The sequence below is a fragment of the Rhodoferax sp. XS2R6 genome, assembly GCF_056521365.1.
Window position 1 is genome coordinate 1,122,134 of sequence record NZ_JBWMAY010000001.1, and the last position, 24,300, is coordinate 1,146,433.

Consider the following 24,300-nt stretch of genomic DNA (forward strand, 5'->3'; position numbering starts at 1 on the left):
AAGTTTGCGATCGTGGTGTGACGGTCGTGAATTAACGGTCGTGCGGCTTGGAGCGCAATTCGCTGTACAGATAGGGCACGACGAGGGCGGCCACAAAGGCCAGCATCATGGTCGCGCTGGCGGCGCCCAGACCAATCTGGCCACGGGTGAAGCTCATGGTGTACATGAAGGTGGCGGGCACGTCCGACGAGAAGCCCGGGCCGCCGGAGGTCAGCGCCATGACCAAGTCAAAACTCTTGATGGACAGGTGCGACAGCACCAGCACAGTGGAGAACACCACGGGGCGCAGGATGGGCAAAATGATGCGCCAGTAGATGCGGGGGAGTGATGCGCCGTCGATCTGAGCGGCTTTGATGATGCTGTCGTCAATGCCGCGCAGACCGGCCAGCGACAAGGCCATGGCAAACCCGGCGGACTGCCAGATACCGGCAATCACCACGCAGTAGATGGCAGTGTCGGATTGCACCAGCCAGTCAAAGCTGAAACTGGCCCAGCCGAGGTCGTGCATGAGTTTTTCCAGCCCCAGGCTGGGGTTCAAAATCCATTTCCAGGCGGTGCCGGTCACGATGAACGAAAGCGCCATGGGGTACAGGTACACCGTGCGCAGCACGCCTTCGAAGCGGATTTTTTGGTCCAGAAAAATCGCCAGACCCATGCCCAAAATCATGGAGCCGCCCACGTACAACACGCTGAACAAGCCCAGGTTCTTGAGCGCCACGTACCAGCGGTCCATTTCCCACAGGCGCACGTACTGTTCCAGCCCGACAAATTCTTCGTAGTTGGGCAGCATGCGCGAGCCGGTGACGGAGAGCACGCCGTTCCAGATCATGAAGCCATAGATGAAGGCGAAGCCGAGCACAAAGCCCGGGGCGATCACCAGCTTGGGTAGGATGTTTTCAAGGGTTTTCATAAGCTTTATTTCTGTTTGGGGGCGCTTACCGCCAACAGCTTGGACAGAGTTTCGGCCACTGTCAATTTATCGTTGTTCCAGAACTCGGACACCACAGTCCGCATGGTGGCCTGCTGCGACGAGGACAGCGCCATGCCGTGGGCCACCGAGGGCACCAGCGTGCCGCTGGCAGACGTGGCTACAAAGTCTTTGCTGGAGGTTTTGGCACATTCGTCAAACTTGTCCATGGGCATGCCCAGGCGCACGGGGATGGAGCCCTTGCGCAGGTTGAACTTCTCTTGGAAGTCCTTGCCCATGAGCAGGTAGGCCAGGTAGCCCTGGGCCTTTTGTGCTTCCCAGCCCTTGAGCTGGAACATGGCAAACGAGTCCACGTTGAAGGTGTAGGCCTTGTCGGTCCCCGGCGCGGCCGAGCAGGTGAAGTCTTTGCCAGGGGTTTGGCCGGCGGCCAAAAACTCACCTTTGGCCCAGTCGCCCATGAACTGGAAACCGGCCTTGCCGTTGATCACCATTTCAGTGGTCACGTTCCAGTCGCGCCCCAGCGACTTGTCGTCGGTGTACGCCTTGATGCGGCGAAACACTTCCAGGGATTTCTTCATTTCGTCGCTGTTCAAGGCCGCGCGGTCCAGCTTGACCAGGGCCTTGTCGTAAAACGCGGGGCCACCCACGCCCAGCACCACGGATTCAAACACCGTGAAGTCTTGCCAGTCCTGGCCACCATGGGCCACGGCCACAAAGCCGGCTGCCTTGATCTTGTCGGCAGCGGCAAAAAATTCGTCGTAGGTTTTGGGCAGCGCTGCAACGCCGGCCTTCTTCAGCACGGCCGAGTTGGCCCACAGCCAGTTCACGCGGTGCACGTTCACGGGCACCGCCACGTAACGGCCTTTGTATTTCATCTGGTCTGCCACCACCTTGGGCAAGACCTCGTCCCAGCGCTCAAACGAGGCCATCGCATCCAGGCTGGTCAGCACATTAAGTTCAGCCCACTCCTGAATCGCGGGTCCCTTGATGTTGGCCGCTGCGGGCGCATTGCCCACCAGCACACGCTGCTTGAGCACCGCCATGGCGTTTTGTCCGCCACCACCAGTGACCGTGAAATCACGCCAAGTGTGGCCACGCTGGGCCATCATGCCCTTGAGCTCAACGACCGACTTGGCTTCGCCGCCCGACGTCCAGTAGTGGAGCACCTCCACCTCGCCAGCCCACAGGCTCGCACCAGCACACAAGGCCGCACCGGCCCACAGGCAACGCAAAGAGGATTGGAATGACATGGGGATGCAATCTTGGAGAGACGGCCAAATCTGAAACAGCCCCACCCCCGTGGAGGGATGGGGCGTCTGCTTGGCTAGACACTGGCGCTTGCGCGCCAGCACGACTTACTTGGTAGCAGCAGCTTTGGCGATGTTCTTCACACCGTCAGCCACCGAGATCTTGTCGTCGTTCCAGAACTGGGACACGGCGTCCTTGATCGCGCCTTCGGCAGCTGGCTTGATCGCCATGCCGTGGGCCACGGAAGGCACCAGACCACCGGACTTGGCGGTGTCCACGAAGTCCTTGGCGGACGTCTTGGCGCAGTCGTCAAACTTGTCCATCTTCATGTTCAAACGCACAGGGATGGAACCCTTGTTCAAGTTGAACACTTCCTGGAACTCGGTGCCCATGATGGAAGCAGCCAGATCGCCTTGGGCCTTTTGGGCACCAGCGTCCTTGAGCTTGTACATGGCGAACGAGTCCACGTTGAAGGTGTAAGCCTTGTCGGTGCCAGGAGCAGCAGCGCAGATGTAGTCCTTGCCAGGCACCTTGCCAGCGGCAGAGAACTCGCCCTTGGCCCAGTCACCCATGAACTGGAACGCAGCCTTCTCTTGGATCACCATCGCAGTCGCCAGGTTCCAGTCGCGGCCAGGAGCGGCAGCGTCGGTGTAACCCTTGACCTTGCGGAAGGTTTCCAAAACCTTGGTCATGGTGGCGCTGGTCAACGCTTTTTGGTCCAGCTTGATCAGGGCTTCGTTGTAGAACTTGGTACCACCCACGCCCAGAGCCACAGACTCAAAGGTGGTGAAGTCTTGCCAGTTCTGGCCACCGTGTGCCACGGGGATCAGGCCAGCCTTTTTGACTTTTTCAGCAGCAGCAAAAAATTCGTCCCAAGTTTTGGGAGTGCCGGTCACGCCAGCCTTCTTCAGCACGGCGGAGTTGGCCCACATCCAGTTCACGCGGTGCACGTTCACGGGGGCAGCCACGTAGTTGCCCTTGTACTTCATCACGTCAGCCACGACCTTGGGCAGCAGCTCATCCCACTTTTCGGCCTTGGCCGTAGTGTCCAAGTTGGCCAACACGCCTTCGGCAGCCCATTCCTGGATGGCGGGGCCCTTGATTTGGGCAGCAGCAGGAGGATTGCCGCTCACCACACGGCTCTTCAGCACGGTGGCAGCGTTGTCGCCAGCACCACCAGCCACGGCAAAGTCTTTCCAGACGTGGCCCTTGGCTTGCATGATCTTCTTCAGCTCAGCAACCGATTTGGCTTCGCCGCCGGATGTCCAGTAGTGCAGGACTTCCACTTCACCAGCCACAGCGGCCGAACCAGCAACCACGAGTGCCACAGCGGTGGCGAGTTTAGAAAGCTTCAACATCTTGTCTCCAAAAAAGTTTTGTCTTCGTGACCCCTTGTGGGGCCCAAAGCAACGTTGAATTCGGACCAGCACCATGCCAATTCGAATTAATTAATTTTTCATTAATTTTCAACATTGAACTACTAGGAGTTTCCCTAGGGCGACTTAAATCAATTAAATTGATCAAAATCAGGGCACCACAAGGGCCAAGGCGGCGTAGTCGCCCACCTGCTCGCCCAGGCCAGCGGGCATGATCTCCACGCCCTGGGTCAGCGCCGGCAGCTTGCCCTGCAGGTAGGCCTGCAGCTTGGGTAGCAAGTAGTCGCGGTTGTGCCAGAACACACTGCCGCCCACACTAATGCGCTGCAAATCCAGCGTCGCCACCATGTTGAAGAGGGTACGCCCCATCACATCACAAAGACCATCCACAATGGCCACGGCACCCGCATCACCTGCGCGAGCAGCTATGAAAAGCGTAGCAGCGTCGGCAAAACCGTCTTTGCCAAAACGGCGCGGAATGGCGTTACCCGCCACCAGCCCCTCCACATCGCCCACCAAGCCGCAGCCGCACAGGGCGTCATCGTTGGTGCTCACAAAGGTGTGGCCCGCGTGCCCTGCGTTGCCGTTTTTGCCACGCAGAATGTGGCCGTCCACGCACAGGCCCATGCCAATGCCGGTGCTCCAGGTCACGTAGGCACAGTTGTCTTGTCCCTGCAGGGCGCCCCAGCGGCGCTCCGCCTCCAACGCTCCCACGCCATCGTTTTCCACCCGCACATTCGGGAAAACCGCCTTCAGCGGGGCTTCCAGCAGGGCCGTGGTCCAGTCATTGGGCAGGCCACGGGCCTTGCCGGCCAAACCGCCGCAAATGTTGGGGCCAGCCAGCTCGACCATGCCCTGGTTGATGACAAACGGGCCGCAGGTGGCCACACCCACCGCAGAAATGTCGGCCACCGCAATGCCGGCCAAAGCACAGCTCTCGCCAATCATGCGGATGATTTGCTGCGCCAACGCGTCGTTGTTACCCACCTTGGCTGTGGGTTCCGATACTTTGCCGCGCACGCCTTGGGCGTCGGCCATGTTCACGGCCACTTTGGTGCCGCCAATGTCCACACAGGCCACCGGTGGGCAGCCCGCGGGCAGTTGAACAAAAGGAGTTGAAGTTGTCGTTGCCATGGTGCTTGGGTTCCTCAATTACTGGCGGCCGTAGTCGTCTTGCAGGCGCACGATGTCATCTTCGCCCAGGTAGGCGCCAAACTGCACCTCCACAATTTCCACCGGCTCGGTGGTCAGGTTGGCCAAGCGGTGCACCTGCCCCACGGCGATGTCGCAGTGCTGGCCCTGTGTCAGGTCAAACACCTTGTCATCCAGCGTGATGCGGGCGGTGCCCTGGGTCACCACCCAGTGTTCTGCGCGCTGGTGGTGCTTTTGCAAGCTCAGCTGCTGGCCTGGCAGTACGCCGATGCGTTTGATCTTGTTGCCCGCCACCTCCGACACGGTCTCGTACCAGCCCCAGGGGCGGAGCGTGCGTTCAATGGTCTCTGTGCGGTGGGTGGTCGTCATGATTAAACATTCCTTAAAACTCGCGGCCGATACTAACTTGCAAGCCCCCCTGGCTGTTACAGCGTCGTTACCACCCCGGTTCGCTTGCGCCCTTTTTACAGGCGGTGGGTCCGGTCGCCGCGTGCAAAGCCCAGCAAGGGTGCGTCAACGCCACGCCCCAGCGCAATGACCTTGAAAAACTCGCCCATTTCGTGCTCCAGAATCAGCTTTTGCGCCGCCACGCGCTCCGGTAGCGGCGCATCTTGCATGGCCTCCACCAAGCCGCAGTTGATCAGGAAGTGGGCCTGGCTGGTGTAGCCCAGCACGTCCAGCCCGGCGTCCTGCGCGGCCAAGGCGATGCCGGTGAAATTGACGTGAGCGGTGATGTCTTTCAGGCCCACGGCCTGCAGCGGGTCCGGGTCGCTGCGGTGCGCCTGGTGGCACATCACCGTGCCCATATGGCGCTGTGCATGGTAGTACTCACTCTCAGGGAACCCATAGTCCAGCAACAGGGCAGCACCCAGTTCCAGGCGGTCGGCCAGGGTGCGCACAAAGGCCTCGCCCTGGGGGTGGATCTCCGTGAGGTAGTCGTGTTCGCCTTCAATCTCGACCGGTGGTCGCAGTGCCGTAGGCCGGTCGCTCCACTGCAAAACGCCCTGCTCCACCACCACACCACGCTCAAACCAGACGCCACTTTTGCGCACCAGCAGTTGCACCGGCATGGCATCCAACACCTCATTGCCCACCACCACGCCGCGCAACTGGGCCGGCAGCTCGCTCACCCAGCGCACCTTGTCGGCATGGGCCACCAGCGTCTGTGCCTGCCGCGCCTTGAGCGAATCCGACAAATCCACAATCGTGTAACTGCGCACCTGGTCGCCCAGGGCCTCCAGCAGTTGCAGGGCCAGGGCGCCGGTGCCCGCGCCAAATTCCCACACCTCATCCGTACCAGTCGCCTCCAGCACTTGCGCCACCTGGCGGGCCAGCGCCTGACCAAACAGCGGTGTCATTTCCGGCGCCGTAACAAAGTCGCTGCCAGCCCCGGTCACGCCCTCGGCACTGCGCAGGCCTTGAGGCATCTGGCCGAATTTGGACAGGCCATTGGCGTAATAACCTAGGCCCGGTGTGTAGAGGGCCTGGCCCATAAACGCGTCAAAACCCTGCCAACCCCCTGCCTTTTCGGTGGCATCCGCGATAATTCGGGTCAGGCTGGCCGGAATGCTTTCGGCAGTGAACATGAACAACGGTCTCGTGTTTGGTAAAGCCAAGGATTATCTTGCCCCCTCACCCCCACTCTGCTCAAGGACTATTTGGTGCTTAAACGCGTACTCGTCACCGGTGGCGCCCATCGCCTGGGTGCGCTGCTGTGCGCCCAGTTTGCGCAGGCGGGGTGGGAAGTATGGTGCCACTACCAGCGCAGTGCCGAGGCGGCCGAGGCGCTGTGCGCCAAGCTGCGCGCCCAGGGCTACACCGCCCATGCCATCCAGGCCGACCTGGGCCAGGAAGACAGCCGCCGCGCCATGGTGCAAAAAATTGCTGCCCAATCCGGCCCACTGCATTGCCTGGTGAACAATGCCTCCAGCTTTGAGCCCGACAGCGGGCAGGCCATGGATGTGGACGGCGCGCGCCAGCAAATCGAGGTGAATCTGTTGGCGCCCTTGTCGCTGTCCAGCCTGATGGCGCAAACCGATACCAGTGAGCCATCGGGCGCGCGCAGCATCATCCACGTGCTGGACCAAAAGGTGTTCAACCTGAACCCCGATTATTTTTCTTACACCGTGACCAAACTGGCGCTGGAACGAGCCGTGGCCCTGCAAGCGCAGGCGCTGGCGCCAGCCATCCGCGTCTGCGGCGTGGCTCCGGGGTTGATGTTTTTGAGCGGCCCGCAAACCCAGGACAACTTCGACCAGGCCGCCCGGGTGAACCTGCAGCGCACGCCGCTGGACCCCGCCCAGGTGGCTGCTACCTGCGTGTTCCTGGCACAAAACCCCGCCATCAACGGTGTGACCATTGCCGTGGACAACGGACAACACCTGGTGCCTTTGGCGCGCGACGTGATGTTCATGGTGCCCGCCGCCAACGGAGCCGCGCCATGAGCGACCGTATGTTTGAAACCCTGGCCGTGGAGTGCCGCCGCCTGTTCCTGCGTGACCACGTGGTGCCGGTGCAGATTGGCGCGCATGACTTTGAGAAGGGCGTGACCCAGCGCCTGGTGTTCAACGTAGAGTTGTTTGTGCCCTATGCCAGCACCACACCCAAGGCCGACAAGCTGGCCGAAGTGGTGGACTACGACTTTGTGCGCGAAGTCATCGCCGCACGCATTGCCCAAGGCCACGTGGAATTGCAGGAAACCCTGTGCGACGATTTGGCCGCCCGGTTGCTGGCCCATCCGCAGGTGCGCGCCGTGCGCCTGTCCACCCAAAAGCCCGACGTGTACCCCGACTGTGCGGGCGTGGGCGTTGAAGTATTTCGCATGAAAGGCGCCAATGCGTGAAGAGAGCATGAAGGCCAACACCGGTCACCAAACCCTGACCCTCACGGGCCTGCGTTTCGACGCGAACCTGGGCATTCTGGAATCGGAAAAAACCGCGCCCCAGCCGATCCAGGTGGACGCCGAACTGAGCCTGGGCACCCAGCCCCTGCTGCCACACGACGATGACATCAACCATGTGCTGGACTACCGCAAGGTGCGCCAAATCATCATTGCCGAATGCACGGCTGAACATGTGAACCTGCTGGAAACGCTGATTGGCAAACTCGCACACCGCCTGATGCAACTGCCCGGCGTGCTGGGCGTGCGGGTCAAGATTGCAAAGCTAGAAATTTTTGAAGATTGTGAAGTGGCCATCCGTATGGAGACGGGCCAGTGGTAAGCGCACAAGGCGCAATGGAGAAAACTATGAGTGCAGTGTGGGTAGAAGATGAAGCCGCAGAGGCCGCACATGCGGCGTCCAACCGGGACAAAGAGCTGAAGATCGAGCGCGAAACGCACAAGCTGGAAAAACGCCTGTGCCGCCAGGTCGGCCAGGCCATCATGGACTTCAACATGATCGAGGAAGGCGACCGTGTGATGGTCTGTATGTCCGGCGGCAAGGACAGCTACGGCATGCTGGACATCCTGCTGAAGATGCAGCAGCGCGCGCCCATCGACTTCAAGATTGTGGCCGTGAATCTGGACCAGAAGCAGCCCGGCTTCCCCGACCACATCCTGCCCGAGTACCTGGCCAAGCTGGGTGTGGAGTTCCATATCGAGACGCAGGACACCTACTCCATCGTCAAGAAGAACATTCCCGAAGGCAAGACCATGTGCAGCCTGTGCAGCCGCCTGCGCCGGGGCATTCTGTACAACGTGGCGCGCAAGCTCAAGTGCAACAAACTCGCGCTGGGCCACCACCGCGACGACATGCTGCAAACGTTTTTCTTGAACATGTTCTTTGGCGGCAAGCTCAAGGGCATGCCGCCCAAGCTGACCAGCGACAACGGCGAGTTTGTGGTGATCCGCCCGCTGGCCTATGTGGCCGAAAAGGATCTGATCCGCTGGGCCGCGCACCGTGCATTCCCCATCATCCCCTGCTCACTGTGCGGTAGCCAGACCAATCTGCAGCGCGTGCAGATTGGCAATATGCTGCGCGACTGGGAAAAGCAGTACCCGGGCCGTGCCGAGACCATGTTCACAGCGCTGCAGAACGTGGTGCCTTCGCACCTGATGGACCACACCAAGCACGACTTCAAGGCCATCCGCCCCACCGGTCTGGAAGACGAGAACGGTGACAAGGCCTTTGACGAGGAAGAGTTCCCGGCCCCCGCACTGCCCAGCCTGAGCGGCTTGCCAGGCGTGCAAGTGGTCACGCTCTAAGGAGCCACACATGGCGCACTCCACCTGGCTGCAACGCACCCTGCTCCTGCTGGCGGCGGTGGCCCTCACGGGCTGTTCGCTGCCGCGCATGATCGACAGCGATGTGCAGAGTTTTGTGGGTAATGCACCGGCTCTCACGGGCGCGAGCTACCGGTTCGAGCGCTTGCCCTCGCAAGCGGACAGCTCCGACCAAGACCAGATCGAAGCGCTGGCCCAAGAGGCGCTGGACCACATCGGCCTGCAGCGCAATGACAGCGCAGCTCGCTACCTGGTGCAGGTAAATGTGTCGGTGGACGGCATGCGTAACCCGCACTACCGCCCGCCGCGCCCCAAGCTGGTGGTGGGTGCCAATGGGCTGGTGTACGAAGAGTGGCCGTGGACCATGAACGTGGAGACACCTTGGTTCCGCCACCGCACCCAGCTGCTGCTGCGCGACAGCGGCACCGGTCAGCTCGCGTACGAGACAGCGGCCGTGTTCGAAGGCCCCTGGCGCGACACGCTAAACCTGCTGCCCCCCATGCTGGAGGCCGCGCTCAAGGACTATCCCCTTCCGACCAAGCGCCGGGTGGTGGTGGAGCTGCCTGCAGCAGGCCGGGACACACGCTGAATGGCGGCCACCCGCATCATTGCCGTACGCCACGGCGAAACCGCCTGGAACGTGGACACCCGCATCCAGGGCCAGCTCGACATCGGCCTCAACAACCGCGGCCTCTGGCAGGCGCAGCGCGTGGGACTGGCGCTGGCCGATGAAGCCATTGACCACATCTACAGCAGCGACCTGTCGCGCGCCCACACCACCGCCCAGGCCATTGCCCAGCACAGCAGCACCCCTGGCGCACGCACGGTGCGCCTGCACACCGGCCTGCGGGAACGTGGCTTTGGCACGTTTGAAGGCCAGACCTGGGCCGCCATTGCCGAGCAGTGGCCCGAAGAGTCGCGCCGCTGGAAAACACGTGACCCGCACTTTGCACCGCCAGGTGGCGAAACACCCACACAGCTGTTAGCCCGCGTCTCGCGCACCGTGAACGAGATTGCCGCCCAGCACCTGGGCGAACACATCGTGCTGGTGGCGCATGGTGGCGTGATGGACATGCTGTACCGCTTGGCCACGCAGCAAGAGCTGCACGCCCCGCGCACCTGGGAGCTGGGCAATGCTGCCATCAACCGCCTGCTCTGGACGCCCGACGCCCTGACCCTGGTGGGCTGGGCCGACACCGGCCACCTGGACGAAAGCACGCTGGACGAATCCAGCACCTGACACGGAGTACCGGCATGGGCCACTACTGGGTGCACGCAGCCTCTGTCCCGTGGCAGGATCAGCTGCTCTACATAGGGCTTATCCTGGCCGTGATCGTGCTGCTGTTCCTGGTGTTCTGGTGGCGCAAACGCGCGCGTCGGCCCGCGCAGGGCGACTTCGCGGCACTGGCCAGCCAGGCCAATGTGGCCGAAGCCCTGGCCGCCCAAAACCGCAGTCCGCTGGCCGATGCGGCCGAAGCCTGGCAGCAGACCCAGGACACGGTGGAGCATCTCAAGTCAGGGGTGGAGCGCGGGCTGGCCCTGGTGTGGGCGGTACTTTCGGGCCTGCTGTGCCTGATCAGCGTCACCGCCGTGTTGAGCTTCGCCTGGGACTACCCCGACATCGCCTGGGGCACGCTCGCCTTTTATGCAGTGCTGGGTGCTGTCTGCGCCTGGTTTACGCGCACGCAGTGGCGCGACTTCCGGCAAAACTAGAAGCGCCGCTCTACAGCGCCCTAGGGTTGTCCCGCTCGGCACCAAGCGCTTGCTCGGCAAAAATGCCGGCATGAGCAAAGTCATCGTATTCGCCACCCCCGTTTTCCTGCTGCTGATCGCCCTGGAGTTCTTTTGGAGCCGCCGCGCCACCGCCCGCGTGCCCAGTACACAGGCCTACCGGCTCAACGACGCGATCAATAGCATCAGCCTGGGCATCCTGAGCCAGGTGGGTGGTGTGCTCACCAAGGTGCTGAGCGTGGGCATTTACACCGCGGTGTTTGGCGCAGTGGCCCTGTTCCCGGATCTGGAGTTCTGGAAAACCTGGTACGGCGTGGTGCTGGCCCTGGTGTTTTACGACTTTTGTTATTACTGGCTGCACCGCGCCGGCCACGTGGTGGCGCTGTTTTGGGCGGCCCATGTGGTGCACCACCAGAGCCAACACTACAACCTCTCCACCGCCCTGCGCCAGACCAGCAGCGGCGCCTTGTTCGGCTGGGTCTTTTACCTGCCGATGGCGGTGGCAGGTGTGCCGCCGCTGATCTTCGGCATCGTGGCCCTGATCGACCTGCTCTACCAGTTCTGGGTGCACACCGAGCAGGTGGGCAAGCTGGGCTGGTTTGACCGCGTGTTCTGCTCGCCCAGCAACCACCGCGTGCACCACGCGGTGAACGACCCGTACATCGACAAAAACTACGGCGGTATTCTGGTGCTGTGGGACCGCATGTTTGGCACCTTTACCGAAGAGAAGGAGCCCTGCGTCTATGGCACGCGCGGCCCACTCAACAGCTGGGACCCGCTGTGGGCCAATGCCGACGTCTACTGGGGCCTGGCCAAGGACAGCTGGGCCACCCGCCGCTGGAGCGACAAGTTGCGCGTGTGGTTCAAACCACCGGGCTGGCAGCCTGCGGACTTGGCTGCCGCCTACCCCAAGCCCGCCTTCCAGCTAGAACAGGTGCAGACCTTCAACCCGGTGCTGAGTACAGGCCAGCAGTGGTTTGCCGGCTTGCAGTTTGTGGTGTTGCTGGGCGCCGTAGCGGGCTATTTGTGGGTGGCAGACGGTTTGAGTTTTGCCCACGCAGCGGTGGGCTGCGTGGCCCTGTCGGCTGGGGTGTGGGCGCTGGGCCGCTACCTGCAACACACCCTGAGCGCCCTGGAGGTGCTGATGGTGGAAGCTGCGGCCCTGGCCACACTGGGCGCCATGGAGTTGCTGCCCTACTACCTGCTGACCAAGCCCTTGGTCATGATCATCGCTATGGTTTTTGTAGCTGCTTGCGCAGCATCCATGAGGTCTAGAGGCCAATTTGATACAAAATCCGTGGCACTGCTGCTGGCTGCCTTGCTGTTTTCGCTGGGTGGGGATGTGTTCCTCATGCTGCCGGGCGACTACTTCATCCCCGGTCTGGCGTCGTTTTTGGTGGCCCACCTGTTCTACATCGCCTTGTTCCGCCAGGGCGTGGGCTGGTTTGTGCAGCGCAAGGTGCTGTGGGGCCTGCTGGCCTTTGGCGCACTGATGGTTGCGGTGCTGTGGGGCAGCCTGGGCGACCCGGTGCTCAAGGGCGCCGTGGGCGCCTATGTCACCGTCATCTGCCTCATGGCTGCGCAGGCCTGGTCACGGGCCAACGTGCAGGGCGATGCGGCATCGCGCTGGGTAGCGGTGGGGGCCTGTGTGTTCATGCTCAGCGACTCGCTGATTGCCATCAACAAGTTCCTCACCCCCGTACCCCTGGCCCCGTTCTGGATTTTGCTGACCTACTACGCCGCGCAGTTGCTGATCGTGCACCACGTGCTGGCGCGCCTGCACCAGGCCCCGGCTACGCGGGGGTAGCGCCCTCAGTCGCCCAACAGGTCCACCGCCGGACCGGCGGGCGCCGTCACCCCCAGGTGGCGGTAAGCGGCCAGCGTGGCAATGCGCCCGCGCGGTGTGCGCTGCAGATAGCCTTGCTGAATCAGGTAGGGCTCGATCACATCCTCGATGGTTTCGCGCTCTTCGCCAATGCTGGCGGCAATGTTGTCCAGCCCTACCGGGCCACCGTCAAAGCGGTGGATCACGGCCTCCAGCAGTTTGCGGTCCATCAGGTCCAGGCCTTGCGGGTCCACGTCCAGCATGGCGAGTGCGCGGTTGGCCATGTCCAGCGTGATGGTGCCGCTGCCCTTGACTTCGGCGTAGTCGCGCACGCGGCGCAACAGGCGGTTGGCAATACGCGGGGTGCCGCGCGAACGGCGGGCGATCTCGAAGCCGCCATCTTCATCCATCGGCACGCCCAGTAGCCCTGCGCTGCGCTTGACGATGCGGGCCAACTCTTCGTTGGTATAAAACTCCAGCCGCGCCACGATGCCAAAACGGTCACGCAGCGGGTTGGTCAGCATGCCGGCGCGCGTGGTGGCGCCTACCAGCGTGAAGGGCTGCAAGTCCAGCTTGATGGAGCGCGCTGCAGGGCCCTCGCCGATCATGATGTCGATCTTGTAGTCCTCCAGGGCGGGATACAAGATTTCTTCCACCACGGCCGAGAGGCGGTGGATTTCGTCAATGAACAGAACGTCGTTCTTTTCCAGGTTGGTCAGCAGCGCAGCCAGGTCCTTGGGTTTTTCGAGCACGGGGCCGCTGGTTTGGCGCAGGTTCACACCCAGCTCGTGGGCAATGATGTGGGACAGCGTGGTCTTGCCCAGGCCGGGCGGGCCAAACAGCAACACGTGGTCCAGCGCCTCACCACGTTTTTGTGCCGCACCAATGAAAATCTCCAGCTGCTCACGCACCTTGGTCTGACCCACGTACTCGTCCAACAGCTTGGGGCGCAGTGCACGCTCAATCGCTTCTTCGCTGCTCGAAGTAGGGGCGGCAGACACCACCCGGCTGGTGCCAGCGGGCAAGGGGGGGACAGCAAAATCGTCGGTCTGGATGCTCACGCAAAGGGCCTGTAGGTTGCAAAATGGGCGAAACGTGGGGTGGGCTGCCACTATAGCCTGCGATGGCCGCAGCTCAAGAAGCGGGCCACAACTGCCGATACAAAAGCCAAGCCCCCCATTCCCGTCCGTGCACGTCTGAAAGGCCACGCCCCCATGCTCTTCCGCCCACCAGCCTTGCACCGCCGCCTGGCACGGCGTACACCCCGTTCGCCCGCCCTTCTTTGCGCCCTGCTGCTGTTGACCGGTCTGGCCAACGCAAACGACCCGCCCCCAGCGCCCAAAAGTGGGGTCAAAAAACCAACAGCCGACATCACGGCCACCAGTGCCTCCAGCCCCAAAGAAGTGGGCGACCAGCTGCGTGAGGCGCTGGGTACTGCGGTGCCAGGTAAGAAGAAACTCACCATCGTGGTCAGCGGCAAAGCGGCGGGCAACGGCACACCGGCGCCCGTGAGCACCAAGAGCACACACACCACCAGTGCCCAAGCCCGCGCCGCCGCCCTGGTGGGCCACGGCCAGACCGTACAGATGGCACCGGCTGCGCATGCGGCGGACGCCCATGGTGGCGACGTGCACTGGTCGTACGAGGGCGAAGCCGGCCCGCAGGCCTGGGGCAAGCTCAAACCCGACTTCAACGTCTGCGCCCTGGGCAAACGCCAGTCTCCTATCAACATCGAAGACGGCAACACCTTGCAGGGACCGGCCGAACCGGTGAAGTTCAACTATGTACCCAGCAATGGCACGGTGATCAACAACGGCCACACCATCCAGGTGGATGTGCAGGGCGAAAACAGCATCACTGTGCGGGGCGCACGCTACCGGCTGTTGCAGTTCCACTTCCATTCACCGTCCGAGGAACAAATCAACGGGCAGCGTGCCGCCATGGTGGCGCACCTGGTGCACAAGAGCGACGAGGGCCAGCTGGCGGTGGTGGCCGTACTGCTGCAGCCCGGCGAGGCCAACCCCATGGTGGACAAGGTGTGGACCTATATGCCGCTGGACGCAGGCGACCGCGTGCGCATGCCGCGCGAGTTGCTCAACCTCAACGAACTGCTGCCGGCCGACCAGCGCTACTACCAGTTCATGGGCTCGCTGACCACGCCGCCCTGTTCCGAGGGCGTGTTGTGGATGGTGCTCAAACAGCCCACCTCACTGAGCCGCAGCCAGCTCAAACTCTTCACCCAGCTCTACCCCAACAATGCGCGCCCGGTGCAAGCCCTGAACGGCCGCCCGGTGCGTGAGGCACAGTGATTTGCTATAAATTCAGTAGCTTCTTGCGCAATATCCACGGGCGCTAGAGGCCTATTTTGCCAATGCCTTGAGGGCCAGCTTGATACCGTCGCTCACGCCCACATCCTTGGGCAGCGCCTTGAGGGCGGCGGCGGCTTCCTTGTCGCTGTAGCCCAGGGCCAGCAGCGCTTGCAAGATGTCGTTCTGCGCATCGCTGGCGCCGCCCAGCGGTGCGCCCATGTCGGCGCCCAGCTTGCCCTTGAGTTCCAGCAGCAGGCGTTCGGCGGTCTTCTTGCCAATGCCCGGCACCTTGACCAAGCGCCCGGCCTCTTGCAGCGTCACCGCCTGGGCCAGGTCGCCCACGTCCATGCCCGACAGCACCGACAGCGCCGTACGCGGGCCCACACCCGAGATCTTGATGAGTTCACGGAAGGCCTCGCGCTCTTTGGCGGAGCCAAAACCGTAGAGGATTTGCGCATCCTCGCGCACCACAAAGTGGGTCAGCAGGCTCACCTTCTGGCCTTCGGCCGGCAGGTTGTAGAAGGTGCTCATGGGCACCTGCACCTCGTAACCCACACCGCCACAGTCCACGATGACCTGGGGGGGATTTTTGTCGCTGAGGATGCCTGTGAGTTTGCCGATCATGGTCTTTTGCCTGGGGTTGTCGCGGGAGGTGTGGCCTGGCGGCCGAACATTGGGGACAATGCAGGGTAACGCCAGCCTTGGCGCCCCTTAGCCCTGCCGGATTATCAGCTTGATTCTCAAACACACCTTCACCCCGCTGAACAACAGCCGCCTCTCGCACCTGTGTGGCCCGACCGACGAACACCTGCGCACCATCGAGCGCGAACTGGAGGTGCGCATTGCCCACCGCCACGAGCAGTTCAAGGTGGAAGGCGCCAAAGCCCAAGCCCAGCGTGCCATGGAGATGCTGCAGGCACTGTACGAGATTGCCGGCCGCCCGATTGCCGCCTCCACCGTGCAGCTCATGCTCAGTGGCGACGGTGGTGCGGACGCAGATGGCCCCACGCTGTCCACCCGCCGCGCCGACCTCAAACCGCGCAGCCAGAACCAGGCCGTGTACCTGGACAACATCGCCGAGTTCGACATCACCTTTGGCATTGGCCCCGCGGGTACCGGCAAGACCTACCTCGCCGTGGCGGCTGCCGTGGACGCGCTACAGCGCAGCGCGGTACAGCGCATCGTGCTGACGCGCCCTGCCGTGGAAGCCGGTGAGCGCCTGGGCTTTTTGCCCGGTGACTTGAACCAGAAGGTGGACCCCTACCTGCGCCCGCTGTATGACGCGCTGTACGACCTGATGGGTTACGACCAAGTGCACAAGGCCTTCGAGCGCCAGCAGCTGGAAATTGCGCCGCTGGCCTTTATGCGCGGGCGCACGCTGAACAACGCGTTTGTGATCCTGGACGAGGCGCAGAACACCACGCCCGAGCAGATGAAGATGTTTTTGACGCGCGTGGGCTTTGGCACCAAGACCGTCATCACGGGCGACGTGAGCCAGATTGACCTGCCCAAGACCCAGCTCAGCGGCCTGGTGGACGCCGAGCGCATCCTGCGCCGCACGCCCGGCATTGCCATCACCCGCCTCACCAGCGCCGACATCGTGCGCCACCCGTTGGTGGCCCGCATTGTGGATGCCTACGACGCTGCGCGCCTGGAAGACTTGCCGCGCATTGCCATCCCCGAACCCGAGGTAGAACTGCCCCGTGTGGGCCTGCCCAAAACCCGCTCCCCCAAAACCACGACCACCAAGGCCCGTTGATGCTGCCCGAACTCTCTCTCTCCCTGCAATTTGGCAAGATCAAAGACGCCGACAAGCACCGCGCTGCACTCAAGCGCCACAAGGTGATCCGCTGGATCCGCAACACGCTGGAGGTAGACGGTGAAATCACGGTGCGCATCGTCGATGCCGAAGAAGGCCAGACGCTGAACCGCGAGTACCGCCAGAAGGACTACGCCACCAATGTGCTGACCTTTGACTACACACAAGACCCCGTGGTGACCGCGGATCTGGTGCTGTGCGCGCCGGTGATCGCGAAGGAAGCCAAGGAGCAGAAGAAGACGCTGGAAGAGCACTACGCCCACATGATCGTCCACGGCACCTTGCACGCGCAGGGCTGGGACCATGAGTTGGACGAAGACGCGGAAGTGATGGAGCTGCGTGAGACGGAGATCATGGCGCGCTTGGGATTTAAGAACCCTTACTGAGTTTTTTTTTGGTGTGCGCTTCGGAGCAGTGGGGCCGCACATTTTGCTGCGTGTCCCCGGCCCCTGCGGGGCCTCCTCCTTTACCTACGCAAAATGCACGACCCCACTGCTCCTGCGAGTGTCCGGGACCTTGCTGCATAAACACAGTTTTGGTATTCCGACGCGCCCAGCGAGGGGATGGGGTCTGCGTTTTGCGTAGGTAGAGGAGGAGCCCGCGCAGCGGGCGGGGGACACGGAGCAAAACGCAGACCCCATCCCCTCGCGTGCAAATTCCAAAGAATTACAGGCTTTTCAGCCCCTAGCCAACGCGAATACTGCGCAAGCAGCTACTAAATCAATAGCAATCAGATAACAGGCACCACCCGCATCGGAATGGTGACAGGCCCATCATTGACCAGCTCCACCTGCATGTCCGCCGCAAAAATGCCGGTCTGCACGATGGGGTGCGCCAAACGCGACTGAGCGACAAAGTAGTCGTAGAGTCGCCGCCCGTCCTCGGGTGCAGCAGCCCCCTTGAAACTGGGCCGGTTGCCGCCTGAGGTGTCGGCCGCCAAGGTGAACTGGCTCACGATGAGCAGGCCACCATGCAGCCCCACACCGTCCAGGTCCTGCACACTGCGGTTCATCTTGCCATCTGCATCGCTGAAGATGCGCAGCTTGAGCAGTTTGGCCAGCAGCTTGTCGCCCTGCGATTCAGTGTCACCCTGCTCGGCACAGACCAACACCAAGAGGCCCTGGTCGATCTTGCCGACCACGGCACCGCCCACCGTCACCTGGGCGCGACGCACCCGCTGCACCAGTGCCAGCATCGCGCGATTTAGGCGAGTGTCACGCGGGCGAACTTGCGCTTGCCCACCTGCAGCACGTAGGTGCCCGCGCCCAGCTTCAAGCCCTTGTCGCTCACCACATTGCTGTCAATGCGCACGCCGCCGCCGTCAATCAGCCGATTGCCCTCGCCGCTCGACGCGGCCAGGCCGGCCGACTTGAGCAGCGCGCCAATCCCCAGCGCCGCGCCGCCCTCGCCCAGGGGTAGGCTGATTTCGTCGATTTGGTCCGGCACGCCGCCTTTGCTGCGGTTGATGAAGTCCTGCTCGGCCGCATCCGCCGCCGCCGCACTGTGGAAGCGTGCGGTGATTTCCTTGGCCAGCGCGACCTTGGCGTCCTTGGGGTTGCGACCACCTTCCACTTCGGCCTTCAGCGCAGCGATGGCGGCCTCGGACTGGAAGCTGAGCAGCGTGTACCACTTCCACATCAGCACGTCCGAGATGGACAACACCTTGGCGAACATGGTGTTGGCGTCCTCGCTGATGCCGATGTAGTTATTCTTGCTCTTGGACATCTTCTCGACGCCGTCCAGGCCTTCGAGCAGCGGCATGGTCAAGATACATTGCGGCTCCTGGCCGTATTCGGCCTGCAGCGTGCGGCCCATCAGCAGGTTGAACTTCTGGTCGGTACCGCCCAGCTCCAGGTCACTCTTGAGCGCCACCGAGTCATAGCCCTGCATTAGCGGGTACAAGAACTCGTGCACGGCAATCGGCGTGCCGGCCTTGAAGCGATCATGGAAATCGTTGCGTTCCATCATGCGCGCCACGGTGTAGCGGCTGGCCAGCTGGATCATGCCGCGCGCACCCAGCGGGTCGCTCCATTCGCTGTTGTAGCGCAGCTCGGTTTTGGTGGGGTCCAGGATCTTGTCAGCCTGGGCGCGGTAGGTTTCGGCGTTGACCTTGATTTGCTCGGCGGTCAGCGGCGGGCGCGTGCTGTTGCGGCCAGATGGGTCGCCAATCATGCTGGTGAAATCACCGATCAGGAAGATCACCGTATGGCCCAGATCTTGCAATTGCCGCATCTTGTTCAGCACCACGGTATGGCCGATATGAATGTCAGGCGCGGTGGGATCCAGCCCCAGCTTGATACGCAAGGGGGTGCCGGTGGCCTCCGACTTGGCGAGCTTTTTCACCCACTCGTCTTGCGGCAGCAGTTCTTCCACGCCACGCAGGGTCACGGCCAGGGCTTCGCGGACACGATCGCTTACAACTATTTGGGGGCTTAAGGCTTGATTCATAAGGGTTTTTTCTTGTTGCCGGGGGGTATGCGACCGCTATACTGCGGGCTCTCTCCTGCAACGTGTTCGTTGCCAGCGGCTGGATTTTAGTCGTGCCGCCCCATCCACCGGAGTCCCAGATTTTGAAACACGGATTGATCCAAGCCGTTGAGACCTGTCTTGCCTTCGCACGCGACCTGACAGAACGCCACCCCAAACGCATCACCGCCATCGTTGCCGCCCTGTTGGTGGGCGGTACCGGCGCCACTTTTGCGGTCGCCAACCTGGCGCCCGATGCGGCCGACCTGCCTGTGCGCACCGTGGTCGAATCCATCCCTCTGCAAACCAGCGAATCCAACGAGACGCTGACCGCATTTCCTGCCATTCCGCTGTACCGGTCCGAGGTCACGCGCTCTACCGACACTGCCGATAGCCTGCTCAAGCGCCTGGGTGTGTTTGATGCGGCCGCGGCGGCGTTCCTGCGTTCGAATACCCAGGTGCAGCAGGTGCTGCTGGGCCGTGCAGGCCGCAATGTCACCGCAGAAGTAGACAGCCAGCAGTCGCTATTGGGCCTGACCGCCCGCTGGAGCCCGCTGGACGACGGCACCTTCAAGCGCCTGAGCATCCGCAAAAACGGCACGGGTTTCACGGCCCAATTGGAAACCCTGCCCCTGGTCGCCTCCACCCGCTTGGGCGGCGGCACCATCCAGACCTCCTTGTTTGCTGCCACCGACGACGCCCGTCTGCCCGATGCCATTGGCGTGCAACTGGCCGAAATTTTCTCGGGCGATATCGACTTCCACCGCGCACTGCGCAAAGGTGACCATTTCTCGGTCGTCTACGAAACCTTGGAAGGCGACGGCGAACCTTTGCGTTCCGGCCGCGTGTTGAGTGCCGAGTTTGTCAACGCCGGCAAGGCGCACCAGGCCATGTGGTTCCGCGAGCCCGCAGCCTCTGGCACCGCTCCCAAAGGCGGTTATTACACGCTGGAAGGGGACAGCCTGCGCCGTGCATTCCTGGCATCACCCATGGAGTTTTCGCGCGTGAGCAGCGGCTTCAAAATGCGCTTCCATCCCATTCTGCAAACTTGGCGCGCCCACCTGGGCGTGGACTATGCCGCCACCACCGGCACGCCGGTCCGCACGGTGGCCGATGGCGTCGTGGATTTTGCGGGCGTACAAAACGGCTTTGGCAATGTCGTGATGGTGAAACACCGCAACAACCAGACCACCGTCTACGCCCACCTGAGCCGCATTGGCGTCAAAAAAGGCCAGAACGTGAGCCAGGGACAGAACATTGGTGCAGTGGGCTCCACGGGCTGGGCCACCGGGCCACATCTGCATTTTGAATTCCGCGTCAACGGCGTGCACCACGACCCACTGACCATTGCACGCCAAAGCGAGTCGGTCCCCGTCACCGCATCCGCTAAGCCCCTGTTCGACCGGGCAGCGGCCAAAGTCCGCGCCCAACTCACTGCAGCAGCCCAGGTCAGCCTGGCCAGCGCGGAGTAAAACCACCCAGTGTCTGAGCTGTACATCGGGCTGATGTCCGGCACGTCGCTGGACGGCGTGGATGGCGTACTGGCCGACTTTGCCAACGGACACATGCGTGTGCTGCACCACAGCAACGCCCCATTCCCCCCAGATTTGCGCGCAGAACTGTTGGCGCTGAACCGTGACGGCCCCAACGAGCTGCACCGTTCCGCCTTGGCCGGCAACGCCTTGGTACGAAGTTACTCCGGTGTGGTGCAGGCCTTGCTGGCACACACGCTCACCCCCGCCCATGCGGTACGCGCCATCGGTGCCCACGGACAAACCGTGCGCCACCGCCCCCAGGAGTTCGACGGCACCGGCTACACCCTTCAACTCAACCAGCCGGCCTTGCTTGCCGAGTTGTGCGGCATTGACGTGGTGGCCGACTTCCGCAGCCGGGATGTCGCCGCAGGTGGCCAGGGTGCTCCGCTGGTACCGCCTTTTCACCAGGCTTTTTTTGGGCGCCCCGACGCAACACAGGCGGTGTTGAATATTGGCGGCATTTCCAATATCACCGTGTTGGACCCGGCATCCGACACCCCGGTTCTGGGTTTTGACTGCGGGCCAGGCAACGCGCTGATGGACGGCTGGTGCCACACCCACACCGGTCAGGCATTTGACGACGCCGGACACTGGGCCGCCAGTGGCAAGGTCGACCCGGGCTTGCTGGCCACCCTGCTTTGTGAACCTTTCTTTGCCAAACCGCCGCCCAAAAGCACGGGACGGGACTTGTTCAACACCGATTGGCTAGCCCACCACCTGCGTGGTTTTGAAAATTTGCAGGCCCAGGATGTGCAAGCCACCCTGACGGAGCTGACCGCCCAATCTTGCGCACAGGCCCTGCGCACCACCGCACCGGCTTGCCGCACACTGGTGGTCTGTGGCGGCGGCGCCCTGAACACCCATTTGATGCAGCGCCTGACACACCATCTGCCGGGCTGCCAAGTACTGTCGTCACAAGCCAGGGGCCTGCCGCCCTTGCAGGTGGAGGCTACGGCCTTTGCCTGGCTGGCGCGCCAAACCTGCCTGCGCCAGACCGCGAGCCTGCCAAAAGTAACGGGCGCCCAAGGCGCCCGCATGCTCGGTGCAATCTACCCTGCATAAGCAGGGCTGCAACACTCAGGTCGAAAACGAGGAACCGCAACCACAGGTCGTTGTGGCATTAGGGTTCTTGATCACGAACTGTGCACCCTGCAGGTCTTCCTTGTAGTCGATCTCGGCGCCCACCAGGTACTGGTAACTCATGGCGTCGATCAACAGGGAAACCCCATTTTTGGTCATGGTGGTGTCGTCTTCATTGGTGATTTCATCAAAGGTGAAACCATACTGAAAGCCGGAGCAACCGCCCCCCTGCACAAACACGCGTAACTTCAGGTCGGGGTTGCCTTCTTCCGCAATCAGGTCTGCCACCTTGGCAGCTGCGCTGTCGGTGAACAGGATGGGGGCGGGCATTTCGGTTTGGATGTTTTCAGCAACGGCGCTCATGGCGTACTCCGGTCTCAATCAAGATGGGGCAAATAGTACAGGAATCCGCTCGGGAATTCTTTTACTGGTTATTTGCCGCTAGTTTCAGTGTGGGTTTTTCTTCATTGTCCAGCATCGGGCGCAACTGGCCGGCGATCAGGGCACCTTGGTGCATCTCCAGGGCCGCGTACTCCACGTCGCCCTCAATGCGGGCTTTCGGCTGCAACTCCAGCATGTGACGCGCATGGATGGGGCCCTTCACGGTGCCATTAACAATGATGTGGTCCGCGGTGATTTCGCCTGTAATACTGGCGGAATCGGAGATGACAAGAATGCTGGCACCGCCATCGCTGGCCAGCACATTGCCAATGATGGCGCCATCCACACGCAGACCCTCCGAGAAGGCCACATTACCCTCTATCTGGGTACCTTCTGCAATCAGGCTTTTGATCGGGGGCTGTTTCTTCTTATTGAACATGGTGAACCTCTGTAAACACTACAGCTTGATGGTCTGGGTCGCGCGAACGACCGAACCCTCAAGAACCCGTGCCGAGACACTTTTGACAAGCACCTGAGGAGGAAGCGCCAACTCGCCCTCCATGCGTCCGTACTGCTTGACCTTGATGGGCATGGCGCCATCGGGCAAGGTTGCGGTCCAGGGTTTGCCATTCACCGTGCCCACAAAAGTTATTTCCAAACGACCATTGAACTCTTGCGTGTTGCGACCCGGCTGCATCACCAGCGTTTGCCATTTTAGCGTTGACGGGGCAATCAATTCTGCTTGTAAACCGCGAATCGCTAGACCTTCCACGGCCCCCGCAGGAATCAGTTTCTCAAAGAACCCTAAATCGTCGCGCAGCAGGCGGTTGTCCGCCTCCAGCTGCTTGACCTGCGCCAGCAGTTTTTCATGCGAAGCTTTTTCGGCCGTTACCAGGGTATCGGCCGTATTGGCCACCGACTGCGCCTCGTCGCGCTCGGCCTTGACGGCAGCCAACTCACCCCGCAGTGCGGTGACCTCGGTCCGCAACTGCATCAATTCTTCTTTGGAGCCCTTTTCCAGGCCTGCAATGTCTTTGCCAAACTCAAATGCCCACAAACCGATGGCCGCGCAAAACCCCAACACGATGGCCAGTACCGCCCAGCGAAACGGCCAGGGCAAAGCGCTGCGCACCGCCATGCGGGGCGCACTGATGGTGAGGCGGCGACGGAGTAGGCGGAATCTCATGGAGGGCGAAGTCTAGCAGCCCGCAAAACAAAAGCCGCCAGGATTTGCACCCTGGCGGCTTTTGCAATTGCAACGATTCGTTGCTGGCGATTAACGCTTGGAGAACTGCTTGCGACGGCGAGCGCCGTGGAAGCCGACCTTCTTACGTTCGACTTCACGTGCATCACGTGTCACGAAGCCAGCCTGGCTCAAGACGGGCTTGAGGGTAGCGTCGTAGTCGATCAAAGCGCGGGTAATGCCGTGGCGAGTTGCACCAGCCTGGCCGGACTCGCCGCCGCCTGCAACGTTGACCATGATGTCAAACGTTTCAGCGTGGTTCGTCAACAGCAGGGGCTGCTTGCAAATCATGATGGAAGTTGCACGACCGAAAAAGTTTTCGATGGCCTTGCCGTTCACCACGATTTGGCCGGAGCCTTTTTTCAGAAACACGCGGGCGACGCTGGATTTGCGACGGCCGGTGCCATTGTTCCATTCACCGATCATTTGGCGGCCTCACGTTTCACTGCTGCGGGAGAAATACCGGGAATGTCCAGAACCTTGGGCTGCTGGGCTGTGTGGGGGTGTTCAGCACCGCCGTAGACCTTGAGCTTCTTGATCATGGCGTAACCCAGAGGACCCTTGGGCAACATGCCCTTGACGGCTTTTTCCAAAGCGCGGCCAGGGAACTTGGCTTGCATGTCGCGGAAGTTGATGGCAGAGATGCCACCGGGGTAGCCGGAGTGGCTGTAGTACACCTTGTCAATGGGCTTGGCACCAGAGACACGCAATTGGGATGCGTTGATGATGACAATGAAGTCACCGGTATCGACGTGAGGCGTGTAAATGGCCTTGTGTTTGCCGCGCAAACGGAGAGCAACTTCGCTGGCTACTCGTCCGAGGACCTTGTCGGTCGCGTCAATCACAAACCACTCGTGCACGACCTCAGCGGGTTTTGCGCTGAAAGTAGACATGAGATTTCTCTTTAAAAGAAGGGGTTTGCAGGGCTCTTTTCCACGGTCGGCGTTCCTCTGATGGGAATCTCTTAGGTGGGGTTTGCCGGGGC

At 61.9% G+C, this 24,300-nt stretch carries 28 protein-coding genes; 13 read left to right on the forward strand and 15 right to left on the reverse strand.

Annotation, left to right across the window (positions count from 1 at the left end; genetic code table 11):
- Positions 1 to 31: 31 nt before the first annotated feature.
- The 6 genes from AC097A_RS05385 to AC097A_RS05410 form a co-directional block, all read right to left on the reverse strand.
- Positions 32 to 910 carry a carbohydrate ABC transporter permease gene (locus tag AC097A_RS05385; RefSeq protein WP_094477795.1) on the reverse strand — a complete coding sequence of 293 codons (879 nt, stop codon included), beginning with the start codon at positions 908 to 910 and terminating at the stop codon, positions 32 to 34.
- Positions 911 to 915: 5 nt separating this feature from the next.
- Positions 916 to 2,178, reverse strand: coding sequence for an ABC transporter substrate-binding protein (locus AC097A_RS05390; protein ID WP_105261309.1), 1,263 nt, complete (start codon positions 2,176 to 2,178; stop codon positions 916 to 918).
- A gap of 105 nt (positions 2,179 to 2,283) precedes the next feature.
- Positions 2,284 to 3,534, reverse strand: a complete 1,251-nt coding sequence (locus tag AC097A_RS05395) for an ABC transporter substrate-binding protein (RefSeq protein WP_105261310.1) — start codon at positions 3,532 to 3,534, stop codon at positions 2,284 to 2,286.
- A gap of 168 nt (positions 3,535 to 3,702) precedes the next feature.
- Positions 3,703 to 4,686, reverse strand: a complete 984-nt coding sequence (locus AC097A_RS05400; RefSeq protein ID WP_479620044.1) for an ROK family protein — start codon at positions 4,684 to 4,686, stop codon at positions 3,703 to 3,705.
- An 18-nt stretch (positions 4,687 to 4,704) separates the two neighbouring features.
- Positions 4,705 to 5,073, reverse strand: coding sequence for a phosphomannose isomerase type II C-terminal cupin domain (locus AC097A_RS05405; protein WP_094477259.1), 369 nt, complete (start codon positions 5,071 to 5,073; stop codon positions 4,705 to 4,707).
- A gap of 95 nt (positions 5,074 to 5,168) precedes the next feature.
- Positions 5,169 to 6,290 (reverse strand): class I SAM-dependent methyltransferase, encoded by a 1,122-nt coding sequence (locus tag AC097A_RS05410; protein WP_479620045.1) that lies wholly within the window; start codon positions 6,288 to 6,290, stop codon positions 5,169 to 5,171.
- A gap of 75 nt (positions 6,291 to 6,365) precedes the next feature.
- Here AC097A_RS05410 and AC097A_RS05415 point away from each other — a divergent pair, with 75 nt between their 5' ends.
- The 8 genes from AC097A_RS05415 to AC097A_RS05450 all read left to right on the forward strand — a co-directional run bounded on the left by AC097A_RS05415 (position 6,366) and on the right by AC097A_RS05450 (position 12,464).
- A complete protein-coding gene (locus AC097A_RS05415; protein WP_479620046.1) occupies positions 6,366 to 7,148 on the forward strand; it encodes an SDR family NAD(P)-dependent oxidoreductase in 783 nt (260 codons plus the stop codon).
- Positions 7,145 to 7,546, forward strand: coding sequence for a dihydroneopterin aldolase (locus tag AC097A_RS05420; protein ID WP_105261315.1), 402 nt, complete (start codon positions 7,145 to 7,147; stop codon positions 7,544 to 7,546). Before AC097A_RS05415 ends, AC097A_RS05420 begins: the two co-directional genes overlap by 4 nt.
- 7 nt (positions 7,547 to 7,553) lie before the next feature.
- Positions 7,554 to 7,925: a dihydroneopterin aldolase gene (locus AC097A_RS05425; RefSeq protein WP_479620047.1), complete on the forward strand. Its 372-nt coding sequence runs from the start codon at positions 7,554 to 7,556 to the stop codon at positions 7,923 to 7,925.
- A gap of 26 nt (positions 7,926 to 7,951) precedes the next feature.
- Positions 7,952 to 8,908: a tRNA 2-thiocytidine(32) synthetase TtcA gene (gene ttcA / locus AC097A_RS05430; protein ID WP_479620048.1), complete on the forward strand. Its 957-nt coding sequence runs from the start codon at positions 7,952 to 7,954 to the stop codon at positions 8,906 to 8,908.
- 10 nt (positions 8,909 to 8,918) lie between these two features.
- The gene (locus AC097A_RS05435) at positions 8,919 to 9,515 is read left to right on the forward strand and encodes a DUF4136 domain-containing protein (RefSeq protein WP_105261316.1); all 597 of its coding nucleotides are present in this window, start codon (positions 8,919 to 8,921) and stop codon (positions 9,513 to 9,515) included.
- Positions 9,516 to 10,166, forward strand: a complete 651-nt coding sequence (locus AC097A_RS05440; protein WP_479620049.1) for a histidine phosphatase family protein — start codon at positions 9,516 to 9,518, stop codon at positions 10,164 to 10,166.
- A 14-nt stretch (positions 10,167 to 10,180) separates the two neighbouring features.
- The gene (locus AC097A_RS05445; protein ID WP_315493768.1) at positions 10,181 to 10,639 is read left to right on the forward strand and encodes a hypothetical protein; all 459 of its coding nucleotides are present in this window, start codon (positions 10,181 to 10,183) and stop codon (positions 10,637 to 10,639) included.
- A gap of 70 nt (positions 10,640 to 10,709) precedes the next feature.
- A complete protein-coding gene (locus AC097A_RS05450; protein ID WP_479620050.1) occupies positions 10,710 to 12,464 on the forward strand; it encodes a lysoplasmalogenase family protein in 1,755 nt (584 codons plus the stop codon).
- A gap of 5 nt (positions 12,465 to 12,469) precedes the next feature.
- On the opposite strand, the gene ruvB is transcribed toward AC097A_RS05450, so the two are convergent.
- A complete protein-coding gene (ruvB, locus tag AC097A_RS05455) occupies positions 12,470 to 13,543 on the reverse strand; it encodes a Holliday junction branch migration DNA helicase RuvB (protein ID WP_315493770.1) in 1,074 nt (357 codons plus the stop codon).
- Positions 13,544 to 13,696: 153 nt separating this feature from the next.
- Here ruvB and AC097A_RS05460 point away from each other — a divergent pair, with 153 nt between their 5' ends.
- Positions 13,697 to 14,791: a carbonic anhydrase gene (locus tag AC097A_RS05460; protein WP_479620051.1), complete on the forward strand. Its 1,095-nt coding sequence runs from the start codon at positions 13,697 to 13,699 to the stop codon at positions 14,789 to 14,791.
- Between the two features lie 51 nt (positions 14,792 to 14,842).
- Here AC097A_RS05460 and ruvA read toward each other — a convergent pair whose 3' ends face one another.
- The gene (gene ruvA / locus AC097A_RS05465; protein ID WP_315848928.1) at positions 14,843 to 15,415 is read right to left on the reverse strand and encodes a Holliday junction branch migration protein RuvA; all 573 of its coding nucleotides are present in this window, start codon (positions 15,413 to 15,415) and stop codon (positions 14,843 to 14,845) included.
- Between the two features lie 109 nt (positions 15,416 to 15,524).
- Between ruvA and AC097A_RS05470 the strand changes: the two genes are divergently transcribed.
- On the forward strand, positions 15,525 to 16,550 hold the full coding sequence (locus AC097A_RS05470; RefSeq protein WP_315478901.1) for a PhoH family protein: 1,026 nt from the start codon (positions 15,525 to 15,527) through the stop codon (positions 16,548 to 16,550).
- A complete protein-coding gene (gene ybeY, locus AC097A_RS05475) occupies positions 16,550 to 16,996 on the forward strand; it encodes an rRNA maturation RNase YbeY (protein ID WP_479620052.1) in 447 nt (148 codons plus the stop codon). The genes AC097A_RS05470 and ybeY overlap by 1 nt, the downstream gene beginning before the upstream one ends.
- A 344-nt stretch (positions 16,997 to 17,340) precedes the next feature.
- On the opposite strand, the gene dtd is transcribed toward ybeY, so the two are convergent.
- Together dtd and tyrS are read right to left on the reverse strand one after the other, a co-directional pair.
- Entirely contained in the window at positions 17,341 to 17,805 is a 465-nt protein-coding gene (gene dtd / locus AC097A_RS05480; RefSeq protein ID WP_479620053.1) for a D-aminoacyl-tRNA deacylase, read from the reverse strand.
- An 8-nt stretch (positions 17,806 to 17,813) separates the two neighbouring features.
- The gene (tyrS, locus tag AC097A_RS05485; RefSeq protein ID WP_479620054.1) at positions 17,814 to 19,058 is read right to left on the reverse strand and encodes a tyrosine--tRNA ligase; all 1,245 of its coding nucleotides are present in this window, start codon (positions 19,056 to 19,058) and stop codon (positions 17,814 to 17,816) included.
- A gap of 122 nt (positions 19,059 to 19,180) precedes the next feature.
- Here tyrS and AC097A_RS05490 point away from each other — a divergent pair, with 122 nt between their 5' ends.
- Both AC097A_RS05490 and AC097A_RS05495 read left to right on the forward strand, forming a co-directional pair.
- Complete coding sequence (locus AC097A_RS05490) at positions 19,181 to 20,548, forward strand: peptidoglycan DD-metalloendopeptidase family protein (protein WP_479620055.1); 1,368 nt, start codon at positions 19,181 to 19,183, stop codon at positions 20,546 to 20,548.
- A gap of 9 nt (positions 20,549 to 20,557) precedes the next feature.
- Positions 20,558 to 21,673 (forward strand): anhydro-N-acetylmuramic acid kinase, encoded by a 1,116-nt coding sequence (locus AC097A_RS05495; protein ID WP_479620056.1) that lies wholly within the window; start codon positions 20,558 to 20,560, stop codon positions 21,671 to 21,673.
- 15 nt (positions 21,674 to 21,688) lie between these two features.
- Here AC097A_RS05495 and erpA read toward each other — a convergent pair whose 3' ends face one another.
- From erpA to rplM, 5 genes are all read right to left on the reverse strand, one after another.
- The gene (gene erpA / locus AC097A_RS05500) at positions 21,689 to 22,054 is read right to left on the reverse strand and encodes an iron-sulfur cluster insertion protein ErpA (RefSeq protein ID WP_087495111.1); all 366 of its coding nucleotides are present in this window, start codon (positions 22,052 to 22,054) and stop codon (positions 21,689 to 21,691) included.
- A 61-nt stretch (positions 22,055 to 22,115) separates the two neighbouring features.
- Positions 22,116 to 22,511, reverse strand: a complete 396-nt coding sequence (locus tag AC097A_RS05505; protein WP_105261328.1) for a bactofilin family protein — start codon at positions 22,509 to 22,511, stop codon at positions 22,116 to 22,118.
- Positions 22,512 to 22,529: 18 nt separating this feature from the next.
- A complete protein-coding gene (locus tag AC097A_RS05510) occupies positions 22,530 to 23,258 on the reverse strand; it encodes a DUF6776 family protein (protein ID WP_105261329.1) in 729 nt (242 codons plus the stop codon).
- A gap of 90 nt (positions 23,259 to 23,348) precedes the next feature.
- Positions 23,349 to 23,741 (reverse strand): 30S ribosomal protein S9, encoded by a 393-nt coding sequence (gene rpsI, locus AC097A_RS05515; RefSeq protein WP_105261330.1) that lies wholly within the window; start codon positions 23,739 to 23,741, stop codon positions 23,349 to 23,351.
- The gene (gene rplM, locus AC097A_RS05520; protein ID WP_105261331.1) at positions 23,738 to 24,208 is read right to left on the reverse strand and encodes a 50S ribosomal protein L13; all 471 of its coding nucleotides are present in this window, start codon (positions 24,206 to 24,208) and stop codon (positions 23,738 to 23,740) included. Before rplM ends, rpsI begins: the two co-directional genes overlap by 4 nt.
- Between the last annotated feature and the right edge of the window lie 92 nt (positions 24,209 to 24,300).

Coding starts and splice junctions, on each gene's coding strand:
- AC097A_RS05385 (WP_094477795.1), bottom strand. CDS start 910: ATGAAAACCCTTGAAAACATCCTACCCAAGCTGGTGATCGCCCCGGGC.
- AC097A_RS05390 (WP_105261309.1), bottom strand. CDS start 2,178: ATGTCATTCCAATCCTCTTTGCGTTGCCTGTGGGCCGGTGCGGCCTTG.
- AC097A_RS05395 (WP_105261310.1), bottom strand. CDS start 3,534: ATGTTGAAGCTTTCTAAACTCGCCACCGCTGTGGCACTCGTGGTTGCT.
- AC097A_RS05400 (WP_479620044.1), bottom strand. CDS start 4,686: ATGGCAACGACAACTTCAACTCCTTTTGTTCAACTGCCCGCGGGCTGC.
- AC097A_RS05405 (WP_094477259.1), bottom strand. CDS start 5,073: ATGACGACCACCCACCGCACAGAGACCATTGAACGCACGCTCCGCCCC.
- AC097A_RS05410 (WP_479620045.1), bottom strand. CDS start 6,290: ATGTTCACTGCCGAAAGCATTCCGGCCAGCCTGACCCGAATTATCGCG.
- AC097A_RS05420 (WP_105261315.1), top strand. CDS start 7,145: ATGAGCGACCGTATGTTTGAAACCCTGGCCGTGGAGTGCCGCCGCCTG.
- AC097A_RS05425 (WP_479620047.1), top strand. CDS start 7,554: ATGAAGGCCAACACCGGTCACCAAACCCTGACCCTCACGGGCCTGCGT.
- ttcA (WP_479620048.1), top strand. CDS start 7,952: ATGAGTGCAGTGTGGGTAGAAGATGAAGCCGCAGAGGCCGCACATGCG.
- AC097A_RS05435 (WP_105261316.1), top strand. CDS start 8,919: ATGGCGCACTCCACCTGGCTGCAACGCACCCTGCTCCTGCTGGCGGCG.
- AC097A_RS05440 (WP_479620049.1), top strand. CDS start 9,516: ATGGCGGCCACCCGCATCATTGCCGTACGCCACGGCGAAACCGCCTGG.
- AC097A_RS05445 (WP_315493768.1), top strand. CDS start 10,181: ATGGGCCACTACTGGGTGCACGCAGCCTCTGTCCCGTGGCAGGATCAG.
- AC097A_RS05450 (WP_479620050.1), top strand. CDS start 10,710: ATGAGCAAAGTCATCGTATTCGCCACCCCCGTTTTCCTGCTGCTGATC.
- AC097A_RS05460 (WP_479620051.1), top strand. CDS start 13,697: ATGCTCTTCCGCCCACCAGCCTTGCACCGCCGCCTGGCACGGCGTACA.
- ruvA (WP_315848928.1), bottom strand. CDS start 15,415: ATGATCGGCAAACTCACAGGCATCCTCAGCGACAAAAATCCCCCCCAG.
- ybeY (WP_479620052.1), top strand. CDS start 16,550: ATGCTGCCCGAACTCTCTCTCTCCCTGCAATTTGGCAAGATCAAAGAC.
- dtd (WP_479620053.1), bottom strand. CDS start 17,805: ATGCTGGCACTGGTGCAGCGGGTGCGTCGCGCCCAGGTGACGGTGGGC.
- tyrS (WP_479620054.1), bottom strand. CDS start 19,058: ATGAATCAAGCCTTAAGCCCCCAAATAGTTGTAAGCGATCGTGTCCGC.
- erpA (WP_087495111.1), bottom strand. CDS start 22,054: ATGAGCGCCGTTGCTGAAAACATCCAAACCGAAATGCCCGCCCCCATC.
- AC097A_RS05505 (WP_105261328.1), bottom strand. CDS start 22,511: ATGTTCAATAAGAAGAAACAGCCCCCGATCAAAAGCCTGATTGCAGAA.
- AC097A_RS05510 (WP_105261329.1), bottom strand. CDS start 23,258: ATGAGATTCCGCCTACTCCGTCGCCGCCTCACCATCAGTGCGCCCCGC.
- rpsI (WP_105261330.1), bottom strand. CDS start 23,741: ATGATCGGTGAATGGAACAATGGCACCGGCCGTCGCAAATCCAGCGTC.
- rplM (WP_105261331.1), bottom strand. CDS start 24,208: ATGTCTACTTTCAGCGCAAAACCCGCTGAGGTCGTGCACGAGTGGTTT.